This is a genomic window from Mucilaginibacter sp. (assembly GCF_039925265.1).
Taxonomy (GTDB): Bacteria; Bacteroidota; Bacteroidia; order Sphingobacteriales; family Sphingobacteriaceae; genus Mucilaginibacter.
The window spans coordinates 237,409-255,276 of sequence record NZ_JBDSZG010000018.1 but is presented as its reverse complement, the minus strand read 5'-3'; the positions used below and the strand labels follow the sequence as shown (position 1 = coordinate 255,276).

Below are 17,868 nucleotides of genomic sequence, written 5' to 3'. Positions count from 1 at the left end.
GTTATTTGTTTCTGAAGCCTTCGGCTATTTTATATCTTTTTGAATAGAAATCGGCCTCCAATTTTTTAATCCAGAAGCTGCGGGTGACAACGAAGCCCAGGCCGATCGCCGCCAAAGCAGCATACGCGGCGTACTGCATCCCAAATACACTAAACGGCCAATATACAAGGTAAGGCAACAGCATTAGCGGGAAGGATAGCAGCATTTGCGTAGCCCCAACGCCCTCCCAGTTGAAAGAGGCACCTTTAGATAAATCGATACGTTTATAATTGCGGTTAGCAAAAAACAATACGATAGTGGTATTTACCCCTAAATTCCAAAGGTACATTACAAAGTGGATGAAGATCACCCTCCAGCCAAAGTACACATAAGGTAGCGTAAGCAAAAAGGCGAGCGTAGAAGCAATGGTGAACAACAGGTATTTGGCCTTTAAAAAATCGGTAAACTTAACTTTGCTTACCAACAAACCGTCAAAGTGAGAGGCCTGCCAGCTAAACATAAACTGCCCGTAACTGATGATGAAGATGCCGGTCATAAACATGCCCACAAATATTTTAAAACCATCGGGGTAAGCTTTCTGGGTATAAAATATCAGGCCATAAAAAAGCATGAAACTGCTCATGATCAGTGCCGACCGTGAGCGTTTATTGCGAAGAATTAATTTTATCTCGTTGGCAACCAAATCGCCTACGCTGCCATAGCGGCTCAGGAAGGGGATCTCGGTGCTGCTTTTGTAAGCTGTTGCTTTTCGCGAGCCAAGTTCTTCGAGGTATAGGTTGCCTTTGAGGTAGATGAAGTTTAAATAAAACATGGCCCCACCCATTGCCAGCGGAAGCAAAGCCAGGTAGGGTTTGGTTAACAACGCGCCGAAGAACAGGTAAGACAAATTGCGCAAGGAATACAAATGCCAAACATAATCGCCGGCACTTAAAAGCGCCAGTACGGCACCGGCAATCAAAAAGATCCACCCGTTTAAATTGGCTTTGCGCTTAATATACATGGCCAGGTAATTATTAAATACCGACAATGAGATAATAGAAAGCAGGATCATTATTGCCGCCATCGCGCCGTACGCAGGCAGAATTACCTTTAAAATAAAGGGCGTAAAAAGGATAATTGGCCACAGGTTAAAGAACGAAAGCAGAGCGGTTAAAGCCAGGTAGCCAACTACGCTGTTACGCGTTACAGGCAAATGCAGGTATGGCTGTACTTTAAGGGTGGGCAGCTCCTGCAGTTGCAAACGCATTAACATATCAAACAAAAAGTAAATCAGTATAATGCCGCAAAAAGAAACTACAAGATCAACCTTCGGGAATATTTTGCCTAACAAAAGGTCTAAAAACACACCTAATGCTACAACGTAAAGCAGCAATATCAGGATGAGGATACCCATTACTACTTTTACCGCTATGCTTTTACCGGTATTTTTTGACCGCCAAAAGGCTTTTAGTTCGTGACTAAAAAAGGTTGAGATCATTTTGATGGATTGTGCTGTTTTACAAATATTTCGGGATGATGCTTACGGTAATACTTGCTTACAAACATCATGAAAATAAAGATAGTAGCCGGTACCCAGTAAGCAAGCATCATATTTTTTAAACTAACTAAAAAGCAAAGCAGGAAAACCACAGGTGTTACTATAGCGCGGGTTTTATAATAGCTGGCCACGGCTGGATTTTCTAACCCTACGCTAAGATGGTTTTTAGGATCGCTTACAATGGCCCACAAACGATAATGCAAAAAACCGGTGAGCGAGATGTTGATGACATAAAAGCCTAATGAAACACTGCTTAGATAGATCCAGTACTCACTGTAAAACGCCGAGCTAAACGGCATCAGCACGATAGAAAACAGCAGGAACATATTGTTCCAAACAAGTTTGGGGCTGTAATGCTCTACATATTTAAAAAGCACGTGATGGTGCGCCCAATAGGAACCGATAACAAAAAAGCTGACAATAAAGCCAATGAATTTGGGAATAAGGTGTCCCAGGCTTCGGGCTAAATCGCTGTCCTTAAAATGTTCGCCATGCAGCTCAGGCACTTTAATTTCTATAATTAACAAGGTGATTGCGATAGCAAAAACGGCGTCGCTAAAAAAGGCAATGCGCTCTACCTGGAATTCTTTTTTAAGATCGTGGTTTAGCATGGTTAAAGGTTAACGACGGAAGGTAATAAATATTAACTAATACTTATACCTGTCGCCCCAAAGTTTCCTCATTTTCTCTTTGGACTCGTTCTCTTTGGCGTTGTTACCCGGCTCGTAAATTTTAGTGCCCCGGATGGCCTCGGGCAGAAAATCGAGATCGGCAAAGTTGCCTTCGTAACTATGCGCGTATTTATAGTTTTTTCCATATCCAATGTTCTTCATCAGCTTGGTAGGCGCATTGCGCAGGTGCAGCGGCACGGGGAGGTCACCGGTTTGTTTTACCAGCGCAATAGCCGCGCCGATGGCCGTGGTTGCCGAATTGCTTTTTGCCGATGTGGCCAAATAGATCACCGTTTGCGACAGGATCAATTGCGACTCGGGCATACCAATCACTTGTATAGCGTTGAAGCAGCTTTGCGCCAGTAACAGGGCGTTAGGGTTGGCATTGCCAATATCTTCTGATGCCAGTATGAGCATCCGGCGGGCGATAAACAGCGGGTCCTCCCCGCCAACGATCATGCGGGCCAGCCAGTAAACGGCGCCGTTAGGGTCGCTCCCGCGCATAGATTTGATGAAAGCCGAAATGATATCATAATGCTGCTCGCCGGTTTTATCGTACAGGGCCATGTTTTGCTGCACATGCTCCAGTACAACATCATTGGTCAAAACTATTTTCTTGCTATCGAAAGCGTTTACCAACAGCTCAAAGATGTTGAGGAGCTTGCGGGCATCGCCACCGCTGAGGCGAAGAAGCGCCTCGTGTTCTTCGATGACTATATTCTTCTCCTTAAGTACAACGTCTTCTTTTTGTGCTTTTTCCAACAGGTCCAGCAGGTCCTGTTCGGCTAAATGCTGCAAAATGTACACCTGGCAACGCGAGAGTAAAGCGGAGATTACCTCGAAAGAAGGATTCTCTGTAGTGGCACCTATCAGCGTAACAATGCCGCGCTCCACGGCACCCAGCAATGAATCCTGCTGTGATTTGGAGAAACGGTGAATTTCATCAATGAATAATATCGGCAATATCTCGCCCTGCTCTTTCAGGATGGAGGCTTTTTCAATCACCTCACGCACATCCTTTACCCCCGAGTTAATGGCACTTAAAGAAAAGAACGGCCGGTAAAGCGACTGCGAGATAATATAAGCCAGCGTAGTTTTACCCACTCCCGGCGGCCCCCAAAACAGCATGGACGGTAAGGTGCCGCTCTCGATGGCCTTGCGCAGCACCGCGCCCGGGCCAACCAAATGTTTTTGCCCCACATAATCATCCAATGATTTGGGGCGCATGCGTTCGGCTAATGGGGGCAGATTATTCATGTGTTTATGAGCTAAAATTGTGTAATCTTTTTTTGTAAACCTTGTTAATTTAGTTCTTCACTATCCTTTGTAGGCTCACTTAACTTAGGACTGTCATTTACAGGTGATCGATCTTTCTTAAAAATGATTTGTTTAAAAGGGCTTTTTATCTGGTCGAAAGTATAAACGGATGCTCTTAGCGCCACCAATTGTTGAACAGCTGCTTTTCTTAACAATTCTAATTTATTGTGGTTTTCAATTCCCTGTTGATTTAAAATAGCGTTTAGGCCTTCCAAATTAGAAAGCACGAGTAACTCGTGAGCATCGGACAAATCTCTTACATTTAAATTTTGCTTAGCTAATTTAGGGTTTGCGTCTCTCCATTGAGCCGCGGTAAATCCAAACAATGCGATATTTAGCAGATCAGCTTCTGTGCTGTATACCCATTTTTTCTTTTCATCATCGGTTATTCTTGGGATAACATATCGCTGTATAGAATCGGTGTGAATCGTGTAATTGGCCTTGGATAAAAAACGTCTGTAATCCCATTCCGAATTTAATCTCTTCGTTTCCTCTTCTTTTAATCTTTGAAACTCTTTTACAAGTAGTAGCTGAAACCTTGGGCTCATCCACATACCAAAATGAAAGGCAATATCTTTGTGAGCATATGTACCCCCATATCTTCCCGCTGTTGCTCTTATACCAATCGCTTTTGTTTTTTCGATCCATTCTTTTACAGAAAGCACAAAGTTGTTTCCGCCTGCTGTATTTTTAATTGTACCGAAATCGGTATAATTAAAATCGGGGTTGTAAAGGGCCTCCCACTCCCCTATATATTCAATAGTGTTTTTTAAACTGAGCCATTTTGTAATGATGATGTTTTCATGTTGGCTTTTCGCCATATCCGTTAGAGAGATATAATCATGATCGTTTTGAGTTAAAATATTTATTTCAACTCCTTCAACTTTTATTTTGCTCATTTAAAAAGCCCTGTTAAACCGTTAGAATCTATTTTGTCCTGTAATGTAAATTTACGAGTATTCTATTACAGAAACACTAAATCCTAAAAAAATTAGTAATTTTATGTCTTGAGAATATGCCACATACCTTTAACCAATCTACCTACCACTCCCTCTGCGATACTCTTGGCCAAATGGATGCCGACTTCGCCGCTGTTATTCAAAACCATGGCTACCCGCCCATGTGGACGCGGCCAAACTCCTTCGAAACATTGGTGCACATTATATTGGAGCAGCAGGTATCGCTCGCATCCGCATTATCTGCGCTGAATAAACTGCGCGAACGAATCCAGGAAATAACTCCCGCCCGGGTTTTGTTGCTTACCGATACCGAGTTGCGCGAATGCTATTTCAGCAGGCAGAAATCGGCATACGTGAGGTATTTGGCAGAAGCTATTATTAGCGGCCAAATCAGCCTTCAAGCATTTGAACAAATGGAAGATGAAGAGATCCGCCGGGAACTTTGCGCTCTCAAGGGCATCGGTAACTGGACTGTGGACGTTTACCTGATGTTCGTACTCCAGCATACGGACATCCTCCCCCTCGGCGACCTTGCCATTGTGAACGCCATTAAACGGTTGAAAGGCTTACCCAAAGAAACCACCAAAGAAGAGTTAATAGTAATTGGCGAGCAGTGGAAGCCCTACCGAACGGTAGCGAGCATGTTGCTATGGCATTATTATTTGTCATCGCCCGCGCCAAGGGCCGCTAAAATGAAAAAAGGTTGAGTTTGATTGCAGGTGTTCCAATTTAAATGTGGAACACTTATTTTTAAAACAATATTGACAATCAGTGTTTTACAGTTTTTCATGAAACACTTTGGAACATCCCTGTTGTTTAAATAATTAGCGTAATACGCTTGCTATTAACAAGATATATTGAAAATGAAATAACGGGTTTTTGCTAAAAACAGCCCCCTGTGAAACAGTAATCCGAAAAAAAGCCTGCCCAATAAAATCAGGCAGGCTATGCTTTTCAAAAACTCCCCCTTAAGGGGGCTGGGGGGCTTCGCCTATACGTTAAACAACCCGTTGCGTTCCTGCTCCTGGTAGTTTTGTACGGTTTCTATGGCGTTGCTTATTACGTCGCTTAGGGCTACAATGAAGGCGCCCGGTTTAGCCATGCTCATGGCGTGTTTTATGGCGTCTATTTCCTTAGGCACAATCTCGTAAGGCGTGTTGCCGCCTTCGGATGCGATACCCGTTTTTAGCAGGTCCAGTATATTCTCTTCGGTACGGCCGCGCAGGTGTTTTTCCTGGCGGAGGATAATATAATCAAACATCTCCGCAGCTATTTTACCCAGCTCGATGATATCCTCGTCGCGCCTGTCGCCGGTGCCGGCTATAATGCCTATTTTCAGTGGTGAATCTATATGGCTCAGGAACTGTTTGATACCGTTAAACCCATCCGGGTTATGCGCGAAATCGATCATGAAGCGGAAATCCTTGAACTCAAAGATGTTCATCCTGCCCGGCGTTTGCGCTGCTGAGGGGATAAAAGTTTCCAGCGACATTTTGATGTCCTCGGTTTTAAAGCCGTGCAGGAAGGTAGCCAGGGTGGCAGCCATTACATTATCTATCATAAAGGCCACGGTACCACCAAAGGTAAGCGGGATCAATATGGTGCGTTGCACGCGGATCTTCCAGTCGCCTTTTTGGATGGTGATGAAACCATTTTCGCAAACGCAGGCAATACCGCCTTTTTTGCAGTGTGCCACCACAACGGGGTTGTTCTCGTTGCGGCTAAAGTAGGCCACGTTACAATCGGCTTTTTTGCCAATGTCTACACAATATTTATTATCGGCATTTAGTACGGCCCAGCCATCTTTTTTAACGGCGTTTATCACTACGCTTTTTACGCGGGCCAGGTCTTCCAACGTGTGGATATCTGACAGGCCCAAGTGGTCTTCCTGGATATTGGTTACTACGCCGATATCGCAAAAGCCAAAGCCCAGGCCCGAGCGCAGAATGCCGCCACGGGCGGTTTCCAGTACGGCGAAATCAACGGTTGGGTCTTTTAAAATAAACTCGCTGCTTACCGGGCCGGTAGTATCGCCCTTCATCATCATATTATTTTGCACGTAAATACCATCAGATGTGGTGAAACCTACGCGGTGCCCGTTATTCTTCACAATATGCGCTATCAAGCGGGTGGTGGTGGTTTTACCATTGGTGCCGGTAATGGCAATGATAGGGATCCTTGCCGATTTCCCGGCAGGGTAAAGCATATCTATCACGTGCCCGGCAACGTTGCGCGGCAAGCCCTCGCTTGGCGCGATGTGCATCCTGAAACCCGGTGCGGCGTTAACTTCCAATACCACGCCACCGTTTTCGGTAAGGGGCTCGGTGAGGTTTTCGGCCATAATATCGATGCCGCAAATATCTAAACCGATAATTTTGGAGATGCGCTCGCAAATGAAAACGTTTTGCGGGTGCACATGGTCGGTAACATCAACAGAGGTACCGCCGGTGCTAAGGTTGGCGGTGGATTTTACAAACACCTTTTCACCCTTGGCCGGCACGGTATCTAAAGTATAGCCTTTCTTTTCAAGCAGGTCTAAAGTGTCCCGGTCAATGTCGATCAGCGTAAGCACATTTTCGTGCCCATAGCCGCGGCGCGGGTCGGTATTTTCCTGATCTATCAGTTGTTGTATGGTGTGTTTGCCATCGCCTTTTACGTGGGCGGGGTCGCGGAGGGCAGCGGCTACCATTTTATTATCTATCACCAGTACCCTAAAATCGTAACCGGTTACAAAACGCTCCACAATTACGCGGCGCGAGATCTTGGCGGCAAACTCGTAGGCAGCGATAGCGTCTTCGGTTGTATTGATGTTAATGCTGATGCCCCTGCCATGATTACCATCCAGTGGTTTAAACACCAGCGGGAAGCCTATCCTATCGATGGCCTCTACCACCTGCTCGGTACGGCTGATGGTCATGCCCTTGGCAACCGGGATGGCCTGCTCCTGTAACAGGCGCTTGGTTTCGTCCTTATTGCTGGCGATATCTACGGCAATGCTGCTGGTTTTCTCCGTCATGGTGGCGCGGAAACGTACCTGGTTTTTGCCATAGCCCAATTGTACAAGGCTTTGGTTGTTTAACCTGATCCAGGGGATGTTCCTCGCGATAGCTTCCTCAACAATAGCGCCGGTGCTTGGGCCAAGGCGGGTGTTCTCGCGGATCTCGCGCATTTGCTGGATGTCTTTCTCCAGGTCGTACTCTTCACCGGCTATCAAAGCCTCGGCAATACGCACGGCAGATTCCGCCGCAAAAACACCTACTTTTTCTTCCAAATATGCAAATACAACGTTATAAACCCCCGGTGTTTTGGTTTCGCGGGTGCGGCCAAAGCCGGTATCCATGCCCGCAAGGGTTTGTATCTCCAGGGCAATATGTTCAATTACATGCCCCATCCAGGTGCCGGCTATTACACGCTCGTAAAAGCCGCCCGGCACGCCCGGCGAACAGCGGTGGTTATATAGCGAAGGGATCAGCGCTTTCATGCGCTCGTAAAAGCCATCTACTTCATTGGTTGGCCGCTGTTCCATTTCCTGCAGATCCAGCCGCATTTGTATCAGCTTTTTGCGGTTAACGCTCCACAGGTTGGGGCCGCGCAGTACTTGTATATTTTCTATCTTCATAAGATGTTGTGTCAAAAACTGGTATAAGGGTAATATGTTTTAAAGCTAAAAAACTTATTAATCTAATAAAATCTTTCGGCAGAAAAATGCAGTTTTATTAATTTAATCCCTGTGTTTTAATGATTTTTATTTTAATTTGTATAAATTGATATAAATAATGAATAGCCCTAAAGGAAAACTGGTAATAATTGGAGGTGCTGTGGATATGGGCAGTAACGTAAGCGTGCTGGAACATATTATGCAGCCGCATTATATTAAGTTTTTCGAAAAAGGCATCCTGCGCCGCATCATTAACGAGTCGGCAAAAAAGGAGGGCTCATCCGTTGAAGTGATCACCACGGCATCGCAAATCCCTGAGTTGGTGGGTAATGAATACATAAAAGCCTTTAACCAGCTTAATGTTACCCACGTAAATATCCTGCACATTAAAAGCCGTGAGGATGCCGCTAACCCGGAATATCTTGATCGGATCAGCCGTGCTGATGTAGTAATGTTTAGTGGCGGCGACCAGCTAAGGTTAACCGCGATTTTCGGTGGTACCCAATTTTTACAGATCCTAAAAAAACGTTATAACCAGGAGAACTTTGTAATTGCCGGTACATCTGCCGGTGCGGCGGCGGCATCAACCCACATGATCTATCGCGGACAAAGCAATGAGGCCCTGATAAAAGGCGAAGTGCAGATCACTGCAGGCCTTGGTTTTATCGACTCCGTTATTGTTGATACCCACTTTGTGCAACGTGGCCGCATTGGCCGTTTACTGTACGCGGTAGCCACTAACCCCGGGATTTTGGGCATTGGCCTTGGCGAAGATGCCGGCTTGCTCATTACCGAAGGCAGTATGATGGAAGCTATCGGTTCCGGCTTAATAATGTTGGTTGATGGCACTAATATTGTGGAGACTAACGTTTATGATGTAGAGATAGGCGACCCTGTTTCTATTGAGAATTTGAAGGTTCACGTCATGTCGATATTCGACAAATATGATTTGGATCAGCATAAAATGATCATAAAAAAAGCGGTTAAGGTGGAAGAGGGCGTATTTATAACCGCCCAGGATAGTAACGATCTTTTACAATGAAGCTAATTATTCACGGTGGGTTTTTTAGCGAGAGCCAAACAAACCAGGAGGTAAAAAAGGCCAAACAGGATGCCCTGCTGGAGATAGTTCACCTGGGCCATAAATACCTGGAACACCATACCGCCGCCCAAACCGTGGTATATACCGTGCGCCTGCTGGAAGACTGCGACCTGTTTAACGCCGGTACCGGCTCGCAGATCCAAAGCGATGGCAAGATCCGTTTAAGCGCCTCCCTGATGGATGGCAAAACCCAAAAATTTTCTGGCGTTATTAATATCGAGGATGTGCGCAACCCTATTTGCGTTGCCGAAAAACTGATGGATTATGACGACCGCGTGCTAAGCGGCAAAGGTGCCTGCGACTTTGCCACAGAGAACGGATTTGAATACTTTAATACCGAAATACCCCAGCGCCGCAAGGAGTACGAAAAGAAACTAAGCGACTCTATCCGCTTGGGTACCGTTGGCGCCGTAGCTTTAGATATTTATGGCGATATAGCCGCCGCTACCTCAACCGGCGGTAAGGGCTTTGAGATCCCCGGCCGTGTAAGCGATTCGGCAACTACAGCGGGCAATTATGCCAATGCTTTCGCGGGCATCTCCTGCACCGGCGTAGGCGAGGATATTGTAAGCGGATCTGTAGCCACCAAAATTGTTACCCGTGTAACGGATGGCATGCCACTCTCCATCGCGACAGATAAAACACTTGACGAGATGAAACCTTACGACGGCTTTGCCGGCATCATCGGCATCAGCAACAACGGCGATATTTACCACGCCGATACCCACCCCTATATGGTTTGGGCCCTGCATGATGGCGAAGCGGAGGTGTTTGAATAGGCAAGTTTCACATATTCGCCGCGTGCATTTTGGCCACCGGAATCACGCTTAACAATTAATAATTCATATCATCCGCCGATGAATCCTGGGCCATCTCTATGAAAACGGCGTCCATCCTGTCGAGCTCTGTTTTGATATGGGCAAGCACCTCTTCATCGCCAGGGTCGCTTTGTAAAATGTTTATCAGGCCCTTTAAGTTGGCTAATGGGCTCCTGAGGATATGCGATTGTTTCCAGATCATCTCGCGTATAAACCCAATGTTTGTTTTTATGTGCTGGTAGGCCAGTTGCAAACGCTGTTCGCCATTTTTACGTTCGGTAATATCAGAAATGGCCAGTACCAGCCCCAATATCTCATTCTCTTTATTAGAAATCGGGAATATCTTTACATAGTACCAGATATTGCCGCCGTCGGGCTGGTCATAGGTAGCTTCGTAGCTAATGGTATTTCCTTTAAACACTTCTTTAATATATCCTAAAAACTGCGTGCGCCTGCTTTCGGGCAAATGCTCAAAAAAGTTTGTGCTTTCCCCCGGGTTGAAATTGAATTCCTGCTTTGCAAACAGCAGGGCTATCTCATTGTACTCCAATACATTAAACTCGTGGTCTAAAAGCGCATAAGCTGTATCGGTTGTGTTTAAAATTGTTTGCAGGTTAGCTTCAGATTTTTTCAGCATTTCTTCTGCCTTTAGTTTTTCGGTGACATCAACGGTTGACGAGATCCGTACGGGCCTGCCTTCAAATAAAATGTCTTCGGAAATTATGCTTACAAAAATTGGGGTGCCGTCTTTTTTCACGTGTCTTACCACGCCAAAATCCACTGTGCCCGTGATCTTCTTCTGATAACTTAGCTGTTGCTGCTCCCAATCTTCTATAGGCCTGAGTTGTTTTACACTGGTGTTTAATAACTCATCTTTGGTGTATCCGTAAAGGTTGGATGCCGCCTCGTTGGCTGCTATGATAGAAAGATCATCCTTTGCTATGATCCATAGCGGCACTGGGTTGCTCTCAAAAAGCAGTTTATATTTCTTTTCAGATGCCTTTAGTTCTTCCTCGGCTATCTTCCGTTCGGTAATATCTATCATCGAGCCTATAATGGTTGGCTCGTCTTCAAAAATGGCCCGGCTACCATAAAACTCAACCCAATTGGCGCTGCCATCTTTCATTTTCCCCATGGCCTCGTAGTGCACACTGTCCACTTCGCGCTCTATCCGTAACCTGATGTTTTCGTTTGAGATAGCCTGGTAGTTTGGATGGACAATGGCTGCAACGGGCTCCCTGCCTATCAATTCACTGGCCTCGTATCCAAAAACCTCCGCAAAACGTGGGTTTACGTATACAAATTTTCCTTTTTGTACAATGTAAATGCCCACCATGGATTTATCGGCGAGCGTTCGGAATTTCAACTCCGCATTGGTTAGCTCCGTTTCCATCGCCTTGCGCGCCGTGATGTCTCTGGAGATTATCGTTATCCTATCGTCAGTGAATTTTTTACCATTAATTTCGAGGTCTATCACATCCCCGTTTTTCTTTACTAATTTCCGCTGGCCGGTTACAAATTCGCCCACTTTTCTTTCATTATATTTAAGAGGGTACAATTTTAATAATTCAGCATTTAGCAGAGCTGTAATATTCATCGTCAAAAGTTCCTCACGTGTGTAGCCCGCCAATTGGCACATGCTATTGTTTACCTCGGTGAAGTTACCCTGCGAATTAATTATACAGATCGCGTCGGAGGCTTGTTCAAATAAAGAAAAGTATTTTTCTTCGCTTTGCTTAATACTGTCCTTGCCCCGTAAAATGCTGTTGATTAGCGTTTTGATATTTTTGATAATATACAGCGACAACGAGAGGGCGATGGCTAAAAAAAACGATATTAAAACAATGAATCGCCTGGATGTAGTATTGTATATTTTATTATTGTCAGTAAATATTTGTTTGCCAACCCGTACCTGTAATTTCATTAACCGGGTTAGGTTTATTGTAAATGGTGCCTGGCCTGCAGAATGTTCTTTCTGTATAAACAGTTCGATGCCACGGTTATCCTGTTTGTTTAACAGGGTTAGTAACTCCGCGTATTGTTCATCGGCCCTGTGCTTTATAACCTCCGTTTGCTTAACCAGCAATGCTTCTTCCGAGGTAAGGTAAGTTTGCCTGTACCTGCCCCAGTTTTCATCAATCACCCCTTGCGCCTGCTGTATTCTTTTTGCTGCGTCGGTAAAACTGAGCGTGTGGTTTGCAGCTTTTTGGGCTACCGTTAATACTTCTGTAGTGTACGCAAAACGAACATTAGACAGTTGTTCAAACGGTAGCACCCGGTCGGCATATAGCGCTTGTGTGTTTTGGTTCATGTCTTCCAGGTCGCTGATCCCATATACCCCCAGCCCTACAATGCTAACGGCCGTAATAAATAGCAGGAGGTATAATTTTGCGGAGACGCTAAACTTATTTAACATGCAGCTGCGTTTATTTTTTAAGTATCAAAGCTTTAGCCGCTTTTTTAAATTTGCAATGGATAAATTGCTTGCCCACCAATTTATACGGCTTAAACAGAGACTGTTATATTGGTAAGCTAAGTTATTATTTTTTGCAGTAATACAAGACCAATATTATGCTTTCCGACTATTTTGGACTTTTTGTACCAAAAACGCGTTTATTTCGTTAACATCTCAAATATAGAATGAATACTTACCCCAAGCTGTGGTATTTGCAAATCCTAATATTTGTAGTATCTTTACATACCAGTTAATTAAACTATACCCGGGCGAAAAAATCTTAAATGAGATACATCCTATTAGTACTCCTTTGCGCTTTTAACCTCACAGCGAATGCGCAGTGGTGGCGCGGCGATTTTAAAAAACACAAGCGTTATGCGCTTATTACCCAACCCAAAAACAATCCCATAAAGCGTATCCCGAAGTCTTCCATTGCTAAAGTTAAGCTGCCTTTTGTTAAAGTTCCGCGCAGCGCTTATAATTTAGAACTATGCGAAAAGGCCGTTATTAAATCGGCACAACACCATATGCGCTACCGCGAATATGCCCTGGCGAGTTATAATTTTAGTGAGTTGGCCGAGCTCTACGTAAAAGAGAATCGCCTGTCGGAAGCAAAATGGTATTATCTGCAAAGTATTCTTATCTCTAAACGGGAAGGCGACCAGCAGCATACCATCAGCAGCTTGATAAACCTCGGCCTGGTAAAAGCTGACCTGGGTGACCTGGTACAGGCTCAGCAGGACCTGGCCGAAGCCCGACAGATAGCCGTAGCAACCGGCCGCAACGCCGATATATTAACCATCGATAAGAAAGTGGCGTATGTAAAAAGCAACAAAGTGTGGCTTTCTAAATCAGAGCTGAGGTACGCCGAAGCGGTAGAATTATCCGGTAAAATAAAATAAACTTTCCTGCATCCCGTTTATGTAACATTTACGTAAAATGCGGGTCGTATTATAAAACAACCCAAACATTATTGTAATATTGTTATTCAATATATTAGCGGGACGGCTTAGTAGCTGTCTCTTTTTTTATAAAGCGAAATTAAAACAGGCACAAGTATTGATGTTTCACCCCGATCCCGATTTAAAGACTGTAAAAGATATGTCAAAGAAATTATATTTAATGCTGGTTTTGGCCGCTGCGCTTGCCTGCAACGCCGCGCCGACGAAACCGGTTATGAAAAAAGCAGGCCCCGGTGACCTGCAGCCCGATGAGCAACAGAGTATAGTACTGAAGCAGGTGGCCGGGCTGGTTGGCAACTACAACTATAAAAAGGTACCGTTAAACGATTCGATATCGGCTATTATTTATACCGAATACCTGAAGAAGATAGACGAGAACCATAACTATTTTACCGCAGGCGATGTAAAGGAATTTGAGCAGTATAAAACTGTTTTGGATGATGATATTAAAAATGGCGACCTGAGCCACGTGTTTTATATTTTCAACGTGTTCCAAAAAAGGTATAACGAGTACGTGAATTTTTCTATCGCACAGCTAAGCAAGTCGATAGATTTCACCAAAAATGAAACCTTTACTTATGACAGGGAAAACCTGCCGTATGCTGCATCTGAAAACCAATTGCACGAGCTTTGGGCACAACGTGTAAAATACGACCTGCTAAACCTAAAGCTTGCCGGTAAAGAGCTGGAGGCTAATAAAGAAACATTAAAGAAACGCTACAGTAATATCCTGTCGCAATCTAATAAACTGAATAATCAGGATGTTTTCCAGGTATTTATGGATGCGTTCACAGGCGCTATCGACCCGCACACCAACTATTTTATCCCATCGGCAGCAGCAGCATTTAACATCGATATCTCCCGTTCGCTGGAAGGCATTGGCGCTACCCTGCAGTCGCAAAACGAGTATGTAACCGTTACATCAATTGTTCCGGGTGGCCCTGCTGATAAAAGCAAGCTGCTTGCTGTTGACGAGCGTATTATCGGTGTAGCACAAGGCAAAACCGGCGAGTTTCAGGATATCGTAGGCTGGAGGATAGAGAATGCTATCGCTTTGATCCGTGGTACTAAAGGCACAACTGTTCGTTTACAAATATTACCTAAAGGCACAGGTGCTACCGTAAAGCCAAGGGTATTGGAGCTGGTGCGCGAGAAGATCATTCTGAAGGATATCTCGGCTAAAAAAGAGATCCGTACTTATAACAGCAATGGTAAAACCATCAAGATAGGTATTATTAACGTACCGGCTTTTTACCTGGATTTTAACGATTACAAATCGGGCAACCCTAATTATAAAAGCACCACCCGTGATGTAAGGCTGATACTGGATACGCTGAAACGCGAAGGCGTTGATGGCGTGGTATTAGATCTTCGCCAAAATGGTGGAGGCTCGCTGATGGAAGCTACTGAACTTACCGGCCTGTTCATTAAAACAGGTGCAGTAGTACAGGTTAGAGACCCGCGTAACTCCGTTGAGGTTGAAAAAGACGACAACCCTGCCGTTGCTTATGGTGGTCCGCTGGCCGTGTTGGTAGACAGGTTCAGTGCATCGGCATCAGAGATCTTCTCGGGCGCTATACAAGATTATGGCCGCGGTATTATCATCGGTACACAAACTTATGGTAAAGGCTCTGTGCAGCGCATTATCGACCTTGATGAAGTGATCAGTCCCTCTATCAAAGAGCGGTTGGCTAAGCTGGTTGGTAAATCAACCTCGGTAGCTACCGGCAGCCAAAATAAATTTGGCCAGCTAAACTTAACCATTGGTAAGTTCTATCGCGTTAGCGGTGGTTCTACACAGCATAAAGGCGTACTGCCCGATCTGGAGTTCCCATCGGTTATCCCAATGGATAAATACGGTGAAGATACCGAACCATCTGCCATGCCTTATGATGTTATTCCTAAAACAGAGTTCACCAAATTCGGCGACTTTACGGCGGTATTGCCACAGCTTAAGAAACTGCACGAGCAGCGGATGAACAGCAGCGACAGCTTTAAATACCTGATGGAAGATATTGCTGAAATGAAAAAACGCGATGCTGAAAAAAGCGTAACCTTAAATGAGGCCCAGCTTAAACAACAGCGCGATGCCGATGAAAAGAAAGCGTTTGAACAAAATAACCTTCGCCGTGTGGCGCTGGGTTTACCAGCCTTAACCAAAGGCCAGGCAAAACCAAAGAATGAAGACCTCGACTTTTTGAAACGTGAAGCCGGGCAGGTGTTAACCGACTATATCACACTGGATAACAAGGTTTCTACTATCATTAAATAAGACACAAACTTATATTGTAAGCCCCGGTCGATCCTTTCGACCGGGGCTTTTTGTTTAGCCGTTGGCGCGCGCAACAAAGAAGAAGGAATCGACCTCTTCGCCGTCTTTGCGAAGCAGAGAGGGTCGACGCACGGAGTGCCGTTGGGGTGAGTCCATTCACCACGCGATTGCCATAGGGCAATTTCTCTAACCCTAAAAAAAATCCCACTCTACATTAGTATTATATCATAATTTTAACTTTATATTTGTTGTGCTAACAATTAGTATGACAAACATAAAGTTCGATAGTTATTCTTACCTGCTCGACCGCACGGCGCGCCGGGTAAAGGGATACGCGCAGCAAAAATTTGCTTCGGGAGATTTTGATGTAACGGTAGACCAATGGCTGATATTAAAAAGCCTGGATAATGATAAATACCTGAAGCAAAAGGAACTTGCCGAGATAACCGGAAAAGACAACCCAACGCTTACCCGCATCGTGGATCTGCTTTGTAAAAAGGGGTTAACGGAACGCGTAACCCATAAGGAAGACCGCCGGAGTTTTACCGTGCACCTAACTGCGGCTGGTTCCGCCAAGCTGGAAGAGTTATCTCCACGGGTGAACGAGATCCGGATGAAGGCCTGGGAGAACCTAACCGAGGAGGATTACGAGCAGCTAAAAACCATACTGAACAAGATTTATCAAAACTTAGAATCTTAATAATTACCGTTATGATCACTACAGATATAGGCATTATCGGGGCAGGGCCAACCGGTATGTTTGCCGTTTTTGAAGCAGGCTTGTTAAAAATGCATTGCCATTTGATCGATTCACTACCGCAGGCCGGCGGGCAGTTATCAGAAATATACCCGCAGAAACCCATTTATGATATCCCGGGCTACCCAACCGTGAACGCGCAGGAACTGGTTGATAAATTGTCAGAACAAATAGCGCCGTTTCACCCTACCTACTCACTTGGCGAGCGGGTTGAGACGCTCGAGAAGCTGGATGACGGCACCTGGGTTATAGGCACCAATGAAGGGACGCTGATCAATTGTAAGGTTGTGGTAATTGCAGGCGGCCTCGGTTGCTTTGAACCCCGCAAACCAGAGGTAGACAGGCTTGCCGAGTTTGAAGGCAAGGGTGTGATGTACGCCGTGCGTAATCCTGAGGTATTCCGTGGCAGAAATATTGTGATAGCCGGCGGCGGCGATTCAGCGTTAGACTGGACCATTTTTCTGGCCAATATTGCGAATAAAGTAACCCTCGTGCATCGCGGCGATACCTTTAGGGGTGCGCCAGATGCTGCCGAAAAAGTGGCCGAACTGGCTAAAACAGGAGCAATTGATTTGATGCTGAAATCAAGAGTGGTTGCCCTTGACGGTACCGGGCATTTAGAAACGGTAACGCTGATAGGGCACGATGGTAAGGAACAACAATTACAGGCTGATAATTTTATCCCGCTGTTTGGCTTGAGTCCGAAATTGGGGCCGATAGCGGATTGGGGCCTGGATATAGAAATGAGCGCCATTACGGTAAATACCCGCGATTACAGTACCAATGTGGAAGGCATTTATGCCATTGGCGATATCAACACCTATCCCGGTAAGTTGAAGCTGATCCTATGCGGTTTTCACGAAGCAGCGCTGATGGCGCAAAGCGCGTTTAAGCATGTATATCCCGACCAGCGTTTAACATTTAAATACACCACCGTTTACGGCATAACCGAATTGGCATGATAACCTTTACCGTGGAAGACAGGGACGGCGCTACGGCACCCATAGAAGTTCCTGAAGGCATTAGCCTGAGTCTGATGGAAGTGCTGAAAGGTAGCGACTACAACATTATGGCCACCTGTGGGGGCATGGCGCTTTGCGCAACTTGCCGGGTACAGGTAGTAAAAGGTATGGAGCAACTCCCACCCATCAGCGATGCAGAGCTGGATATTTTAGATACCTTACCCATTGTAGATGATACCCTGCGCCTCTCCTGCCAGCTACGGGTAGATGAACGGTTGGATGGCTGCTATTTTAGGATCCCGGCGGAAGATTAACAGGCATTTTTGTAGAGACGCGATACTTCGCGTCTCCCTTAGGACAGGTAATGAATTTGTTGATTGGAATGTTTATCTACGTTA

Annotated in this window: 14 protein-coding genes; 8 read left to right on the top strand and 6 right to left on the bottom strand. The window is 45.3% G+C overall.

Going from position 1 to position 17,868, the window contains the following annotated elements:
• Nucleotide 1: 1 nt before the first annotated feature.
• The 4 genes from ABIX36_RS10220 to ABIX36_RS10205 are packed head-to-tail and all read right to left on the bottom strand — an operon-like array spanning nucleotide 2 to nucleotide 4,424.
• Complete coding sequence (locus tag ABIX36_RS10220) at nucleotides 2-1,477, bottom strand: DUF5687 family protein (protein ID WP_348082069.1); 1,476 nt, start codon at nucleotides 1,475-1,477, stop codon at nucleotides 2-4.
• Nucleotides 1,474-2,148 carry a TMEM175 family protein gene (locus tag ABIX36_RS10215; protein ID WP_348082068.1) on the bottom strand — a complete coding sequence of 225 codons (675 nt, stop codon included), beginning with the start codon at nucleotides 2,146-2,148 and terminating at the stop codon, nucleotides 1,474-1,476. The genes ABIX36_RS10220 and ABIX36_RS10215 overlap by 4 nt, the downstream gene beginning before the upstream one ends.
• Before the next feature lie 36 nt (nucleotides 2,149-2,184).
• Complete coding sequence (locus ABIX36_RS10210; RefSeq protein ID WP_348082067.1) at nucleotides 2,185-3,465, bottom strand: replication-associated recombination protein A; 1,281 nt, start codon at nucleotides 3,463-3,465, stop codon at nucleotides 2,185-2,187.
• Nucleotides 3,466-3,509: 44 nt separating this feature from the next.
• Nucleotides 3,510-4,424, bottom strand: a complete 915-nt coding sequence (locus tag ABIX36_RS10205) for a KilA-N domain-containing protein (protein WP_348082066.1) — start codon at nucleotides 4,422-4,424, stop codon at nucleotides 3,510-3,512.
• Between the two features lie 116 nt (nucleotides 4,425-4,540).
• Here ABIX36_RS10205 and ABIX36_RS10200 point away from each other — a divergent pair, with 116 nt between their 5' ends.
• Nucleotides 4,541-5,191, top strand: a complete 651-nt coding sequence (locus ABIX36_RS10200; protein ID WP_348082065.1) for a DNA-3-methyladenine glycosylase — start codon at nucleotides 4,541-4,543, stop codon at nucleotides 5,189-5,191.
• A 284-nt stretch (nucleotides 5,192-5,475) separates the two neighbouring features.
• Here the strand turns inward: ABIX36_RS10200 and cphA are convergent, their stop codons facing one another.
• Nucleotides 5,476-8,103 (bottom strand): cyanophycin synthetase, encoded by a 2,628-nt coding sequence (cphA, locus tag ABIX36_RS10195; protein WP_348082064.1) that lies wholly within the window; start codon nucleotides 8,101-8,103, stop codon nucleotides 5,476-5,478.
• Nucleotides 8,104-8,260: 157 nt separating this feature from the next.
• Between cphA and ABIX36_RS10190 the strand changes: the two genes are divergently transcribed.
• A complete protein-coding gene (locus ABIX36_RS10190; protein ID WP_348082063.1) occupies nucleotides 8,261-9,184 on the top strand; it encodes a cyanophycinase in 924 nt (307 codons plus the stop codon).
• Nucleotides 9,181-10,023, top strand: a complete 843-nt coding sequence (locus tag ABIX36_RS10185) for an isoaspartyl peptidase/L-asparaginase (RefSeq protein WP_348082062.1) — start codon at nucleotides 9,181-9,183, stop codon at nucleotides 10,021-10,023. The genes ABIX36_RS10190 and ABIX36_RS10185 overlap by 4 nt, the downstream gene beginning before the upstream one ends.
• A gap of 55 nt (nucleotides 10,024-10,078) precedes the next feature.
• Here ABIX36_RS10185 and ABIX36_RS10180 read toward each other — a convergent pair whose 3' ends face one another.
• Nucleotides 10,079-12,478: a PAS domain S-box protein gene (locus ABIX36_RS10180; RefSeq protein ID WP_348082061.1), complete on the bottom strand. Its 2,400-nt coding sequence runs from the start codon at nucleotides 12,476-12,478 to the stop codon at nucleotides 10,079-10,081.
• Between the two features lie 323 nt (nucleotides 12,479-12,801).
• On the opposite strand from ABIX36_RS10180, the gene ABIX36_RS10175 reads away from it, so the two are divergent.
• The 5 genes from ABIX36_RS10175 (at nucleotide 12,802) to ABIX36_RS10155 (ending at nucleotide 17,784) form a co-directional block, all read left to right on the top strand.
• On the top strand, nucleotides 12,802-13,419 hold the full coding sequence (locus tag ABIX36_RS10175; RefSeq protein ID WP_348082060.1) for a hypothetical protein: 618 nt from the start codon (nucleotides 12,802-12,804) through the stop codon (nucleotides 13,417-13,419).
• A gap of 199 nt (nucleotides 13,420-13,618) precedes the next feature.
• Complete coding sequence (locus tag ABIX36_RS10170) at nucleotides 13,619-15,751, top strand: carboxy terminal-processing peptidase (RefSeq protein ID WP_348082059.1); 2,133 nt, start codon at nucleotides 13,619-13,621, stop codon at nucleotides 15,749-15,751.
• Nucleotides 15,752-16,016: 265 nt separating this feature from the next.
• On the top strand, nucleotides 16,017-16,451 hold the full coding sequence (locus tag ABIX36_RS10165) for a MarR family transcriptional regulator (RefSeq protein ID WP_348082058.1): 435 nt from the start codon (nucleotides 16,017-16,019) through the stop codon (nucleotides 16,449-16,451).
• Nucleotides 16,452-16,462: 11 nt separating this feature from the next.
• Entirely contained in the window at nucleotides 16,463-17,470 is a 1,008-nt protein-coding gene (locus tag ABIX36_RS10160) for an NAD(P)/FAD-dependent oxidoreductase (RefSeq protein ID WP_348082057.1), read from the top strand.
• The gene (locus ABIX36_RS10155) at nucleotides 17,467-17,784 is read left to right on the top strand and encodes a 2Fe-2S iron-sulfur cluster-binding protein (protein WP_348082056.1); all 318 of its coding nucleotides are present in this window, start codon (nucleotides 17,467-17,469) and stop codon (nucleotides 17,782-17,784) included. The genes ABIX36_RS10160 and ABIX36_RS10155 overlap by 4 nt, the downstream gene beginning before the upstream one ends.
• The last annotated feature ends 84 nt before the right edge of the window (nucleotides 17,785-17,868 follow it).

Excerpts from the sequence above, each read along its gene's own strand:
- ABIX36_RS10220 (WP_348082069.1), bottom strand. The coding sequence starts at position 1,477 with ATGATCTCAACCTTTTTTAGTCACGAACTAAAAGCCTTTTGGCGGTCA.
- ABIX36_RS10165 (WP_348082058.1), top strand. The coding sequence starts at position 16,017 with ATGACAAACATAAAGTTCGATAGTTATTCTTACCTGCTCGACCGCACG.
- ABIX36_RS10215 (WP_348082068.1), bottom strand. The coding sequence starts at position 2,148 with ATGCTAAACCACGATCTTAAAAAAGAATTCCAGGTAGAGCGCATTGCC.
- ABIX36_RS10190 (WP_348082063.1), top strand. The coding sequence starts at position 8,261 with ATGAATAGCCCTAAAGGAAAACTGGTAATAATTGGAGGTGCTGTGGAT.
- ABIX36_RS10180 (WP_348082061.1), bottom strand. The coding sequence starts at position 12,478 with ATGTTAAATAAGTTTAGCGTCTCCGCAAAATTATACCTCCTGCTATTT.
- ABIX36_RS10170 (WP_348082059.1), top strand. The coding sequence starts at position 13,619 with ATGTCAAAGAAATTATATTTAATGCTGGTTTTGGCCGCTGCGCTTGCC.
- ABIX36_RS10205 (WP_348082066.1), bottom strand. The coding sequence starts at position 4,424 with ATGAGCAAAATAAAAGTTGAAGGAGTTGAAATAAATATTTTAACTCAA.
- ABIX36_RS10155 (WP_348082056.1), top strand. The coding sequence starts at position 17,467 with ATGATAACCTTTACCGTGGAAGACAGGGACGGCGCTACGGCACCCATA.
- ABIX36_RS10210 (WP_348082067.1), bottom strand. The coding sequence starts at position 3,465 with ATGAATAATCTGCCCCCATTAGCCGAACGCATGCGCCCCAAATCATTG.
- ABIX36_RS10160 (WP_348082057.1), top strand. The coding sequence starts at position 16,463 with ATGATCACTACAGATATAGGCATTATCGGGGCAGGGCCAACCGGTATG.
- ABIX36_RS10175 (WP_348082060.1), top strand. The coding sequence starts at position 12,802 with ATGAGATACATCCTATTAGTACTCCTTTGCGCTTTTAACCTCACAGCG.
- cphA (WP_348082064.1), bottom strand. The coding sequence starts at position 8,103 with ATGAAGATAGAAAATATACAAGTACTGCGCGGCCCCAACCTGTGGAGC.
- ABIX36_RS10200 (WP_348082065.1), top strand. The coding sequence starts at position 4,541 with ATGCCACATACCTTTAACCAATCTACCTACCACTCCCTCTGCGATACT.
- ABIX36_RS10185 (WP_348082062.1), top strand. The coding sequence starts at position 9,181 with ATGAAGCTAATTATTCACGGTGGGTTTTTTAGCGAGAGCCAAACAAAC.